The organism is Stappia sp. TSB10GB4 (genome assembly GCF_900185745.1).
GTDB lineage: Bacteria > Pseudomonadota > Alphaproteobacteria > Rhizobiales > Stappiaceae > Stappia.
The window spans coordinates 295,607-308,043 of the sequence record NZ_FYAV01000057.1 but is presented as its reverse complement, the minus strand read 5'-3'; the positions used below and the strand labels follow the sequence as shown (position 1 = coordinate 308,043).

At 66.2% G+C, this 12,437-nt stretch carries 10 protein-coding genes; 1 reads left to right on the top strand and 9 read right to left on the bottom strand.

What is annotated here, in order from left to right; genetic code table 11:
- Positions 1-4 precede the first annotated feature (4 nt).
- From nirD to TSB10GB4_RS17600, 9 genes are all read right to left on the bottom strand, one after another.
- Entirely contained in the window at positions 5-340 is a 336-nt protein-coding gene (gene nirD, locus TSB10GB4_RS17640; RefSeq protein ID WP_186396851.1) for a nitrite reductase small subunit NirD, read from the bottom strand.
- Between the two features lie 5 nt (positions 341-345).
- Entirely contained in the window at positions 346-2,796 is a 2,451-nt protein-coding gene (nirB, locus tag TSB10GB4_RS17635) for a nitrite reductase large subunit NirB (RefSeq protein WP_186396805.1), read from the bottom strand.
- 4 nt (positions 2,797-2,800) lie between these two features.
- Complete coding sequence (locus tag TSB10GB4_RS17630; RefSeq protein ID WP_186396804.1) at positions 2,801-4,531, bottom strand: ABC transporter ATP-binding protein; 1,731 nt, start codon at positions 4,529-4,531, stop codon at positions 2,801-2,803.
- 4 nt (positions 4,532-4,535) lie between these two features.
- Positions 4,536-5,615 (bottom strand): ABC transporter permease, encoded by a 1,080-nt coding sequence (locus tag TSB10GB4_RS17625; RefSeq protein ID WP_186396803.1) that lies wholly within the window; start codon positions 5,613-5,615, stop codon positions 4,536-4,538.
- A 79-nt stretch (positions 5,616-5,694) separates the two neighbouring features.
- The gene (locus TSB10GB4_RS17620; protein ID WP_186396850.1) at positions 5,695-7,086 is read right to left on the bottom strand and encodes a CmpA/NrtA family ABC transporter substrate-binding protein; all 1,392 of its coding nucleotides are present in this window, start codon (positions 7,084-7,086) and stop codon (positions 5,695-5,697) included.
- A 359-nt stretch (positions 7,087-7,445) separates the two neighbouring features.
- Entirely contained in the window at positions 7,446-8,591 is a 1,146-nt protein-coding gene (locus TSB10GB4_RS17615) for a CmpA/NrtA family ABC transporter substrate-binding protein (RefSeq protein WP_186396802.1), read from the bottom strand.
- A complete protein-coding gene (locus TSB10GB4_RS17610) occupies positions 8,588-9,187 on the bottom strand; it encodes an ANTAR domain-containing response regulator (protein WP_186396801.1) in 600 nt (199 codons plus the stop codon). The genes TSB10GB4_RS17615 and TSB10GB4_RS17610 overlap by 4 nt, the downstream gene beginning before the upstream one ends.
- A gap of 94 nt (positions 9,188-9,281) precedes the next feature.
- Complete coding sequence (locus tag TSB10GB4_RS17605; protein WP_208984854.1) at positions 9,282-10,163, bottom strand: MurR/RpiR family transcriptional regulator; 882 nt, start codon at positions 10,161-10,163, stop codon at positions 9,282-9,284.
- Between the two features lie 46 nt (positions 10,164-10,209).
- Positions 10,210-10,599, bottom strand: coding sequence for a Rid family hydrolase (locus tag TSB10GB4_RS17600; RefSeq protein ID WP_186388086.1), 390 nt, complete (start codon positions 10,597-10,599; stop codon positions 10,210-10,212).
- 217 nt (positions 10,600-10,816) lie between these two features.
- On the opposite strand from TSB10GB4_RS17600, the gene TSB10GB4_RS17595 reads away from it, so the two are divergent.
- A complete protein-coding gene (locus TSB10GB4_RS17595; RefSeq protein ID WP_186396799.1) occupies positions 10,817-12,358 on the top strand; it encodes an ABC transporter substrate-binding protein in 1,542 nt (513 codons plus the stop codon).
- Positions 12,359-12,437 lie beyond the last annotated feature (79 nt).

Genomic DNA, 12,437 nt, shown 5'->3' with positions numbered 1-12,437 from the left:
GAGCCTATTCCTCCGCCGCCGGCAGCCGCGCTCCAGCGATCAGCAGCACGCCGTCGCGCACCGTCACCGGATAGGTCGCGACCTGCCCCTCGTCGGCGCCCTGCGCCGCGCCGCTGGCAAGGTCGAACACCCAGTTGTGCAAGGGGCAGGTCACGGAGGTGCCATGCACGATGCCCTGGCTGAGCGGTCCGCCCTTGTGCGGGCACCGGTCATTCAGCGCATAGACCCGGTCGTCCTCAGTACGGAACACCGCGATGCAGCCCGCCGGCGTCTTCACCACCCGCGCACCGGCACGGGGAATGTCCTCCAGCCGGCCGATCTCGATCCACTCCGCCGTCATCGCGGTCATTGCGCGGCCTCCAGTTCCAGGATCGCCAGCGGGTTGAACTCGTGCTTGTCCTTGCCGGAGACGCGCTCCGACCACGGGTCCACCTGGGCGAACTGCTGCGAGAAGACGAAGCGCTGATAGTAGGCCTCGCGGCGGCCTGCATCGTCCATGATCTGCCGGCGGATCTCGTCAAGACCGATGCGCTTCGCCCATTTGTAGATCCGTTCCAGGTAGTGACCCTGCTCGCGATACATCTGCACCAGCGCGGCGATGTGCCGGAGCGCCTCCTCTGCCGTTGCCACATGGCCGAGAACTTCCGTGCCCCTGATGTCGAGCCCGGCCGCGCCGGCGAAATGGATCTCGAAGCCGCTGTCGACGCAGATCACCCCCACGTCCTTGCAGGTCGCCTCCGCGCAGTTTCGCGGGCAGCCCGACACGGCCATCTTGACCTTGGCCGGCGTCCACGAGCCCCACATGAACTTCTCGATGGCGATCCCGAGGCCCGTCGAATCCTGCGTGCCGAACCGGCACCAGTCCGAGCCGACGCAGGTCTTCACGGTGCGCAGCCCCTTGGCATAGGCATGGCCGGAGACGAAGCCGGCCTTGCCGAGATCCTCCCAGACCGCCGGCAGGTCCTCCTTGCGGATGCCCAGCATGTCGATGCGCTGGCCGCCGGTCACCTTCACGGCCGGGATATCGAACTTGTCGACGACATCGGCGATCGCCCGCAATTCCTTGGCAGAGGTCATCCCGCCCCACATGCGCGGCACCACCGAATAGGTGCCGTCCTTCTGGATGTTGGCGTGCACCCGTTCGTTGATGAAGCGCGACTGGTAGTCGTCCGCGTATTCGTCGGGCCAATCGCAAACGAGATAGTAATTGAGCGCCGGCCGGCACTTGGCGCAGCCGCCGGACGAGCGCCACTCCAGTTCCTGCATCACCGCCGGAATGCTCTTGAGCTCTTTCGCGCGGATCAGCCGCCGCACCTCGTCATGGCCGAGCGGCGTGCAGCCGCACATCGGCTTGACCGCCTGCGGCGTGAACGCGTCCCCCAGCGTTGCCTGCATCACCTGCTCGACCAGCCCGGTGCAGGTGCCGCAGGAGGCGGACGCCTTGGTATGCGCACGCACCTCGTCGAGCGTCGTCAGTCCCTTTTCCCGGATCGCGCCGACGATCCGCCCCTTGCACACGCCGTTGCAGCCACAGATCTCCGCCTCATCCGGCAAGGCTGCAACGGCCGCCATAGGGTCCAGCGGGGCGCCCCCCTGGAACGAAGGGCCGAAGATCAGCGTCTCGCGCATCTGGGAAATGTCGATGCGGTTGCGGATATGGTCGAAGAACCACGGTCCGTCTGCCGCCTCGCCATAGAGCACCGCCCCGACGATACGGTTCTCTTTGAGAACCAGCCGCTTGTAGATGCCCGAGGCTGCATCGCGCAGCACGATCTCCTCGCGGTCCTCGCCATCGGCGAAGTCGCCGGCGGAATAGAGATTGACGCCGGTCACCTTGAGCTGGGTCGCCGTTTCCAGCGGCCGGAACGCTGCTGTCTCGCCCAGCAGTGTCTTCGCCGCGACGCTCGCCATGGTGTAGAGCGGCGCCACCAGCCCGTAGCAGACGTTCTGGTGCTCGACACATTCGCCCACCGCCAGGATGTCCGGATCGGAGGTCAGGGCCTGATCGTCGATGAGGATACCGCGCTCGACCTCAAGGCCCGCATCGACCGCAAGCCGCGTCTCGGGACGGATGCCGACGGCCATCACCACCAGATCCGCCGGATAGACCGTGCCGTCATCCAGCAGAACCGCCTCGACACTCTCATTTCCGAGGATCGCCTTGGTCTGTGCCTGCGTGTGAACGGTGATGCCGCGCCCCTCCAGTTCCTTGCGCAGCAGGTGGCCGGCGGCCGGATCGAGCTGACGCTCCATCAGGTGCCCCATCAGGTGCAGGACCACCACCTCCATGCCGCGCGAACGCAGCGCCGCTGCGGCCTCCAGACCCAGCAGGCCGCCGCCGATCACCACGGCACGGGCTCCGGGCCGCCCTGCAGCCTCGATCATCGCCTCGACATCATCGAGATCGCGAAAGGCGCGCACGCCCGGCAAGTCGCGCCCGGCGACCGGGATGATGAAAGGCGCCGAACCCGTGGCGATCACCAGCTTGTCGTAAGGCGTTTCGCCGCCTGCGCTCGTGACCGTCTTCGCATCCCGGTCGATGCGCGTTACCGCTTCTCCGAAACGGCAGGTGATGTCCTTGCCCGCGTACCAGGCGGCGTCATGGGTGACGATGTCCTCGTAGGCCTTGTCCCCCGCCAGCACCGGCGACAGCATGATGCGGTTGTAGTTGCCGCGCGGTTCGGCCCCGAACAGCGTGATGTCATAGGCGTCCGGCGCCGCCTCCAGCAGGGTTTCCAGCAGGCGGCCGGATGCCATGCCGGCACCGATCACGACCAGTTTCTTCTTCGTCGTCATTGTCTCACTCCGCGGCTGCAAGGCGGGCGTCCTTCTGGCGCGCGATGCGCGCCGCCCGACGCTCGGTAATGGCGGCAAGCTGGGCCGCGTCCGGGTTGGCGCCGCCCTCATAGGCCTCGAGAAACTCCAGCAGCTCCTCGCGATAGGCGTAGTAGTCGGGATGGGAGATCAGCGCCTTGCGCGAGCGCGGCCGCGGCAGGTCCACCTCCATGATGTTGCCGATGCGGGCATTCGGCCCGTTCGACATCATCACCACCCGGTCGGCGAGCAGGATCGCCTCGTCCACGTCATGGGTGACGCAGATCGCCGTCACCGCGCTGCGGGCCCACACATCCATCAGCACGTCCTGCAATTCCCAGCGGGTCAGGCTGTCGAGCATGCCGAAGGGCTCGTCGAGCAGCAGCAGCTTGGGCGACAGGGCGAAGGCCCGGGCGATGCCCACCCGCTGGCGCATGCCGTTGGACAGCTCCGACGCGCGCTTGTGCATGCTGTCGGCGAGCCCGACGCGGCCGAGATAGTGCTCGGCGATGTCCCGCCGCTCCTCGCGTGTTGCGCCCGGATGCACCTGGTCGACACCGAGCGCGACGTTCTCGTAGGCCGTCAGCCAGGGCATCAGCGACGGCGCCTGGAACACGACGGCCCGGTCGGGTCCGGCTTTGGTCACATGGGTGCCGTCCAGCACCACCGCGCCGCCGGAGATCGGGTTGAGGCCGGCGGCCATCGACAGCACCGTCGACTTGCCGCAGCCCGAATGGCCGATCAGCGTCACGAACTCGCCCTTGCGCATGGTCAGTTCGAAGCCGTCGACCACGGTCAGCGCGCCCTTTGGCGTCGGATAGACCTTGCGCAACTCGCTGAACTGCAGGAAGCGCTCGTCCGCCTGCCGCACCTCGCCCTGCTCAGCCCGTCCCGCCGGGCGGAGTTCGGGCAGGCGCAGCACGGCGGCCTCCTCCCCGCCCCGCGCGGCGCCGGCCTCCATCAGATACGCGGTCACCTCCGCCCGCAGCGCGATGAAGGCATCGTCATGGTTGAGCTCGCTGCGATCGCGCGGCCGCGCGAAGGGCACGGCAAACTCGCGGCCGAGCGTTGCCGGCCGGCCGGGAAGCAGCGGCACGATGCGGTCCGCCAGCAGGATCGCCTCGTCCACATCATTGGTGATGAGGACGATGGTCTTCTTCTCCTTCTCGCAGATGGCCGCGAACTCGTCCTGCAGCTTCGCCCGGGTCAGCGCGTCGAGCGCCGACAGGGGCTCATCCAGCAGCAGCACCTCGGGGCGCATGGCCAGCGCCCGCGCCACCGCCACCCGCTGGCGCATGCCGCCGGACAGTTCCGCCGGCCGCCGGTCGCGGGCATGGGCGAGGCCGACCATGGCGATATAGTCCTCGGCGATCGCCACCCGCTCCGCCTTCGGCAGCTTGCCGAAGACGCTGTCGACCGCCAGCATCACGTTGCCGAAGACGGTCAGCCACGGCATCAGCGAGTAGGACTGGAAGACGACGCCGCGCTCCGGCCCCGGCCCGTCGATCTCGCGGCCCTTGTAGATCACCCCGCCGCTGTCGGCCTCGATAAGCCCCGCCAGCAGCGAAATCAGGGTCGTCTTGCCGGTGCCGGAATAGCCGACAATGGCGATGAACTCGCCCTCGGCGACCTTCAGGTCGATATCGGCAAGCACCTCGGTGCGCGCATGGCCCTCGCCATAGCCCTTCGACAGCTTGGAGATTTCCAGGATCGTCATCCCCTTACCTCGTCGCGGAGAAGGTGAAGGCGCGCTGCAGCGCATACATCACCCGGTCGAGGGCAAAGCCGATCAAGCCGATGGTGAGAACCGCGACCATGATGCGAGCGAGCGACTGCGAGGAACCGTTCTGAAACTCGTCCCAGACGAATTTTCCGAGCCCCGGGTTCTGCGCCAGCATCTCGGCTGCGATCAGCACCATCCAGCCGACGCCAAGCGACAGGCGCAGCCCGGTGAAGATCAGCGGCAACGCCGAGGGCATGACCAGCTTCATCACCGTCTTGCGGGTGGAGAGCTGCAGCACCCGGCCGACATTCATCAGGTCCTTGTCGACCGAGGCGACGCCCAGCGCCGTGTTGATCAGCGTCGGCCACATCGAGCACAACGTCACGGTGACCGCCGAGATCAGCAGCGATTTCGGCAGCCAGTCGGCCGGATCCGCATAGAGCGCCGAGACGATCATCGTGACGATGGGCAGCCAGGCGAGCGGCGACACCGGCTTGAAGATCTGGATCAGGGGATTGATCGCGCCGTTGAAGGAGCGCGACAGGCCCGAGGCGATGCCGAGCGGCACGGCGATCAGCGTCGCTATGCCGAAGCCCAGCCCCACCGTCACCAGCGAGGTGGCGATCTGGTCGATATAGGTCGGCTTGCCCGTATAGCTGCGCCACCTCACCTGATCGTGCCGGCCGGCCGCCTCCAGCTTGGCGTTGCGCTCGTCCTGACGAGCAAAGAAGTCCGCGGCCTTTTCCCGTTCGCGCAGATGGTCCTGCCACAGGTTGCCGGCCTGCTCCCAGACCTCCGCCGGCCCGGGCACGGCACCGAGCGAGGTCTGCACCTTTGGCGCCAATACCGCCCAGGCGACCAGAAAGACGGCGATGCCGACCAGCGGAATGACCAGCAATCGCTTGAGCTCTCCGAGCTGCTCGCGCGGATCCTCGCCGAGCGCCAGTCGGCCCAGCGGCACCAACCAGGAGAGACCGAGGGCGTCGAGCCATCCGGCCGCCCGCGACAGGGCGGAAAGAAGCAAGCTGCGGCGGGAGGCGCCAGCCGCATCCGGTGCGGTGGTTTCGGCATGTGCCATGGAAACTGTTCCTCTTGTCCTTCGCGGGCGAAAGCACCCGGCCGGTCGGCAGCGGCCCGCCGGCCGGGTGCACGCGGCCTCAGCCGCCGATCACCTCGTTGCCTTCGACCGTCTGCCCGCTCTTCAGGCCGACCGGCAGGCTGTCGATGTAGGCGTTGGGGGCGCGGCCGTCGTAGGGAATGCCGTCGATGATGTCGGCGGCCGGGGTCGGCGCCCGGTAACCGTCGCTGTCGAAGGGGAAGTCAGCTTCCACGGCCAGCCCCTCGTCGACCAGCAGGCGCGCGGCCTTGAGGTAGACCTCCGGCAGGTAGACCTGCTTCGCCACCTCCGCAAACCACTCGTCCGGCTTGTGTTCGGCGATCTGGCCCCAGCGGCGCATCTGGGTCAGGTACCAGACCGCATCCGAATAGAAGGGATAGGTCGCGTGGTGGCGGAAGAAGACATTGAAGTCCGGCACCTCGCGGATGTCGCCCTTCTCGTATTCGAATGTGCCGGTCATCGAGTTGGCGATCACTTCCTGGTCGGCGCCGACATATTCGGGCCGCGACAGGATCTCGACCGCCTCCATGCGATTGGCGTTGTCGTTCTCGTCCAGCCACATGGCAGCGCGGATCAGCGCCTTGGTCAGAGCCAGGACGGTGTTTGGATTCTCGTCGACGAAGGCCTTGGTCAGGCCGAACACCTTCTCCGGATTGTTCTTCCAGATCTCGTAATCGGTGATAACCGGCACGCCGATGCCCTTGAACACCGCCTGCTGGTTCCACGGCTCGCCGACGCAGTAGCCGTTGATCGTGCCGGCCTCGAGCGTTGCCGGCATCTGCGGCGGCGGCGTCACCGACAGCAGCACCTCGGCCTTGATCTGCCCGGAAATGTCGGAGGTGGAGTAGAAGCCGGGATGAATGCCGCCGGAGGCGAGCCAGTAGCGCAGTTCGTAATTGTGGGTCGAGACCGGGAAGACCATGCCCATGTTGAACGGGCGTCCCTGCGCGCGGAAAGCCTCCACGACCGGCTTCAGCGCGCTTGCCGGGATCGGATGCACCGGCTTGCCGTCGGCCTGCATCTCCAGATGCGGCTTCATCATCTGCCACACCTCATTGGAGACGGTGATGCCGTTGCCGTTGAGGTCCATCGAGAAGGGCGTGACGATATGCGCCTCGGTGCCGAAGCCGATGGTCGCCGCCAGCGGCTGGCCCGCCAGCATGTGGGCGCCGTCGAGTTCGCCGGTGATCACCCGGTCGAGCAGCACCTTCCAGTTGGCCTGCGGCTCCAGGGTGACGAACAGCCCCTCGTCCTCGAAGAACCCCTTCTCATAGGCGATCGCCAGGGGGGCCATGTCGGTCAGCTTGATGAAGCCGAATTTCAGCTCGTCCTTCTCGACCATCAGCATGTCGGCCTGTGCGCTCGCCGGCAGGATCGCGGCGAACGCCAGAAGGCCGATGGCCGCGCGGCGGACAGGGTGCGGGATCTGCATCACGTCTCTTCTCCCTCTGCTCGGGCCGTCCCTCTGAGATCGGCCTCGGGCCAACAAAAAAGCCGCCGTCGAGACGCAAGGCGCGGGAGGGCGCTGGCTGGTCTCAACGGCGGCTTTGCCGGAACGCCCGTCCTTGGGCGTGCTATGTCGTGGCCATCTTTGGCACGTTGTTTCCCTTGCAGGAGGCGTGCCAGTTGCGGATTTCCCGACAGTAAATTGATTTCACAGAGAGAATCGCAACACCTGAAAACCGGGCAGATCCACAGGCGCCGAAAGCCCGGGCACTTCGCACAGGCAGGTGACCAATCCTTGTGCAGCGCAACAAAAAACGGCAGCGCGAACACGAAGGGAAAAAGGCCTCAGGCGCGGACCGGGAAGGCTGCCGCATAGTCGGCAACCGCTTCGGGATCGAAGCCCACGCCATCAAAGAAGGTAAGGCTCGCGGCTTCGGCCCGCACGCCCGTTGCGGCCTCCAGCAGATCGGGGCGATAGGTCGCCCGCACCACCGCCTCGCGCTCGGCACTGTGCGTTACCTGTCCCCAGCGGAGCATCTGGCTGTAGAACCACAACGCATGGGCGGGCTGCGGGCTGAGAGCGGCCTGCCCCGCAAAGGACAGGAAATCCGGGCGTGAAAGCGGCTCGTCGCGCGACAGCAGCAGTTCGCCCGACAGTGCCGGACGGCAATACTCCGCCGGACAGTCGAGATAGTCCGGTCCGGACAACAGTTCCGCCAACTCGCGATGGTTCTGCGGGTCGGCGCACCACGTTGCCGCTCCCGCCAGTGCCCGGATCAGTGCCGCCAGCAGGTCGGAATTCGACGCGGCCCATTTGCGCGTCACGCCCAGCACCTTCTCCGGGCTTTTCGGCCAGATCGCCGCCTTGGTGGTGACGATGCGGCCTGTGCCGGCAAGGACGGCCGCCGTGTTCCAAGGTTCGCCGACGCAATAGCCGTCGAGCCGATCGGCCGCCAGTGCGTCCGCCATCAGCGGCGGCGGCAGCACGGTGATCTCCACGTCCCTGTCCGGATCGATGCCGGCGGCCGCCAGCCAGTAGCGCAATTCGTAGGCATGTCCCGAGAACGGGTGCACGACGCCAAAGCGCAGCGGGGCCCCTGTCAATGCGGCGATCACCGCCTTGAGCGCCCGTCCCGTTCCGGCCGGATCGCCGTCGCGAGGCGCGCCGTGGTCGCACATGCGCTGCCACAGGATGTTGGAAACCGTGATGGCGTTGCCGCCGAGCCCCAGCGTCATCGGTGCCAGCATCGGCACGGCGAGCGAGGTGATTTCCAGGGAGGCGGCAATGGGCATCGGCGCCAGCATATGGGCAACGTCGAAATGGCCGATGGCGATGCGGTCGCGGATATTGGCCCAGGAGGTCTCGCGCACCAGCTTCAGGGTCACTCCCTCGCGCGCGGCAAAGCCCCGCTCCGCCGCCGTCACCAGCAGCGCACTGTCGAGAAGCGGGATGAAGCCCGCAATCACCGTGTCGCCGTCCGCTCGCCTCATGCCTCGTCCCGTTTCTCCAGCAGCCCTGCGGAGATCACGAGGCCTTCCGCCACCTCGATGATCCTGCGGCCCTGGTTCATCGCCGTCTTGCGCAGCAGCCGATAGGCCTCGTCCTCGCCGATGCCGCGGTTGCGCATCAGGATGCCCTTGGCCCGTTCGATGGTCTTACGCTCGGCCAGTTCGCTGCGCGCCGCCTCCAGTTCCTGCGACAGCCGGTTGAACGCATTGAAGCGGCTGATCGCCATGTCGAGGATCGGCTTGACCCGCTCGCGCTTCAGCCCGTCCACCACATAGGCGGAGACGCCCGCGTCCACCGCCGCCTCGATGGCGCCGGCCTCGGAGCGGTCGACGAACATGGCGATGGGCCGGCGGACCGCGCGCGAGACCTGAAAAATATGCTCGAGCTGGTCGCGATTGGGGTTTTCCAGGTCGATGACGATCACATCCGGATCGATCTCGGTAATCTTCCGCACCAGGCCGTCCATGCCGTCGACAACGATCACCCGCTCATGCCCGGCATCGCGCAATCCCTGCTCGATGATGGACGAGCGGATCCGGTTCGTATCGATCACGAGAATGGCGAGCTGCTCACGCATGCCCACATAATGCGCATGCCGTAAAATTGTTCAATCGAACTTTGCTGCAACGCAGCGCGAGTGGTGGAAAAATATCCAGCGACAGGCTGGCCGCTCAATCGCCGATGGGCTTCGGCCCGACATCCTTGGACAGCGGCACCAGCGAGGTGCGGATCCGGCGCAGGTATTCGCGCACACGTTCGGGCCGCTTGCGCGCGGCGCCGGCGGCCAACACGTCGATGATCGCCACATAGGCGAGCCGCGAGGCGCTCGGCTTGTAGATGTCCTGGTCTTCCGGCAGATCGAGGCCGAGCGCGATGTCGGTGGCACCGGCGAGATCCGAGCCGGCCTTGGTCAGGCTCAGCGTCTGGGCGCCGTACTGGCGGGCGATGGCGACGCTGTCGAGCAGCTCGGCCGGCGTCCCGCTCGCCGAGATCGCGAAGACCACGTCGCCGCGCTCCAGCGTCGAGGCGATCATCCGCTGCAGGTAGCCGTCCGAATGCGCCTCCGCCGGCACGCCGAGGCGAAAGAAGCGGTTTGCCCCCTCCCGCGCCACATTGGCCGAACCGCCGCCGACGCCGAAGAAGACGATCCGCCGCGCCCCGGCCAAAAGGTCGATCGCCGCCTCCACGGCCAGCGGATCGAGCTGCGCCCGCGCCCGGTTCAGCGTGTCCATCAGCGCGCCGAACACCTGCGCCACCAGCGCGTCGGAAAACGACCCGCTGTCGGGCGCCTGCACGTCCATATATTGCAGCGAAACGGCGACGCTCTGGGCAAGACGGATCTTGAAGTCCTTGAATCCGTCGCAGCCGAGCGTCTGGCAGAACCGGTTGACCGTGGCATCCGACACGCCCGCCCCATTGGCGATCTCGCTCTGGCGCTGATAGGCGATGGTCTCCAGGTTCGCCAGCACATAGTCGGCAACCCGCTGCTCGCGCTTGGGGAAGGCGCCGTCGAGCCGCCTGAGCTGCGCGATGATGTCGATCACCTTGGCCACGCCCCCGGCCCCTTCCCTGCCATCCGCCCCGGTTTCGGAAACCAGACTAGTCGGCTTTGTAGGCGATGACATCCATCTCGACCTTCGCATCCACCATCAACGGCGACTGCACCGTGGAGCGCGCCGGCGGATGCGCCCCGAAATGCCGCTCGAACACGGCGTTGAAGCTGGAGAAGTCGCGGGCATCGTCCAGCCAGACATTGACCTTGACCACATGCTCCAGCCCGCAGCCGGCCAGCGCCAGCACCGACCTGATGTTCTCGATCACCTTTTCCGTCTGCGCGACGATGCCGCCGGCGATGATCTCTCCGCCCTCCGCCGGCACCTGGCCGGAGACGTAGACGAAACCGCCGGCGCTCACCGCCTTGGCGAAGGGACGTTTCTGGCCGCCGGCGGCGAGATCGGCGGTATCGTGACGGATGATGCCCTTGGTCATGGAGCTCCTCGACCCATTATGAAAGTTTCTTTCATTATCTACCGCAGTTTAGCGAGAAACTCAAATTCCCATTTGACAGTTTCGGCAGATTATGAAAATTTTTTACACAACGAACAGCCGGCGCAGACACGGCGGATCGTGGGGTGACCGGTCGGTGGATGCATGCCGGCACGAGTCATCCGAGTTACCCAGAGGACCCTGTATTTGGAGGAGTGGAATGTTCCGACGCACCCACTGGAAAACCGTGTTCGCCGCGGCGATCGCGACATCCATGGCCAGCACCGCCTTCGCGGCCGGCACCCTGCGCTACGCCACCGTCGGCGAGCCGCCGAGCCTTGATCAGCATGTCGTCACCTCGGATCTGTCGACGACCATCGCCCATCACATGTTCGAGGGTCTCTACACCTTCGACGCCAGCAATTCGCCGGTGCCGCTGCTCGCCGAGAGCGACCGTCTGGAAGATGACGGACGCACCATCGTCATCACCCTGCGCCAGGGCGTGACCTTCCACAACGGCACCGACATGACCTCGGCCGACGTCGTCGCTTCGCTGAAGCGCTGGGGCGAGTTCGGCTCGCGCGGCAGCCTGCTGTTCTCGAATGTCGACAGCATCGAGGCGACCGGCGACCACGAGGTCACGCTGCACCTCAAGCAGCCCTTCGGCCCCTGGAAGAACCTTTTGGCCTTCATCAATGGCGGCCCCGCGATCTACCCGGCCTCCGTCATGGAAGGCGCCGGCAAGGAGCCGATCGCGCCGGAAAACTACATCGGCACCGGCCCCTACCGCTTCGGCGAATGGCAGCCCAACCGCCATGTCGAGCTCGTCCGCTTCGACGACTACGATTCGCCCGAAGGCGAGCCGAACGGCTATGGCGGCGCCCGCAAGGCCGAGTTCGATGCGCTGCGCTTCATCCCGGTTCCCGATGTCGGCACCCGCGTCAGCGGCCTCCAGGCCGGCGACTACGATTATGCCGAGACCATCCCGGGCGATCTGTTCGACGCCCTCGATGCCAGCCCGGACGTCACGACGATCCTCAACGGCGGCCCGATCTTCGGCCTCGTCTTCCTCAATTCCAAGGAAGGGCCGCTGAAGGAGAACTTCGCCCTGCGCCGCGCCATCCAGACGGCGATCAACAAGACGCCGGCGCTGCAGGTCGCCATCGGCCCGGAGAAGCTGTGGCGGGCGAACGGCTCGTTCATGCCGCAGGGCAACGTCTGGTACACCGAATCGGGTGCTGAGAACTTCAGCAAGGGCGACGCGGCCGCCGCCAGGGAGCTGGCCAAGGAAGCCGGCTACAACGGCGAGCCGATCAAGTTCATGGTGTCGACCAACTACCCGTTCCACTACGACACGGCGATCGTCTACACCAAGCAGCTCGCCCAGGCCGGCTTCAACATCGATCTTCAGGTCTATGACTGGGCAACGCTCATCAAAAAGCGCGGCGAGCCGGACCAGTGGGACCTGTTCTTCACCCATCACGGCTTCGTGCCGGATCCGATCCTGATCTCGGTGATGAACCCGACCTATCCCGGCTGGTGGACCACCCCGGAAAAGACCGAACTGGCGGAGAAGTTCACCGCCTCGGCCGATCCGGCGGAGCGCCAGAAGCTGTGGGGCGAGTTGCAGGCGCTGATCTACGAGCAAGTCCCGACCATGAAGACCGGTGACGTCTACACCTACAACATCGCCTCCCCGGAGCTGAAGGGCCTCGGCGAAGCAACCCTGATCTGGCCGCACTTCTGGAACGTCTCGAAGTAGCGCACGATCCCCTCGGTCCCCTCCGGCCTTTGCGAAACTCCGTCCCTAGGGCGACACTCGCAACAGGCCGGGGGCGGGC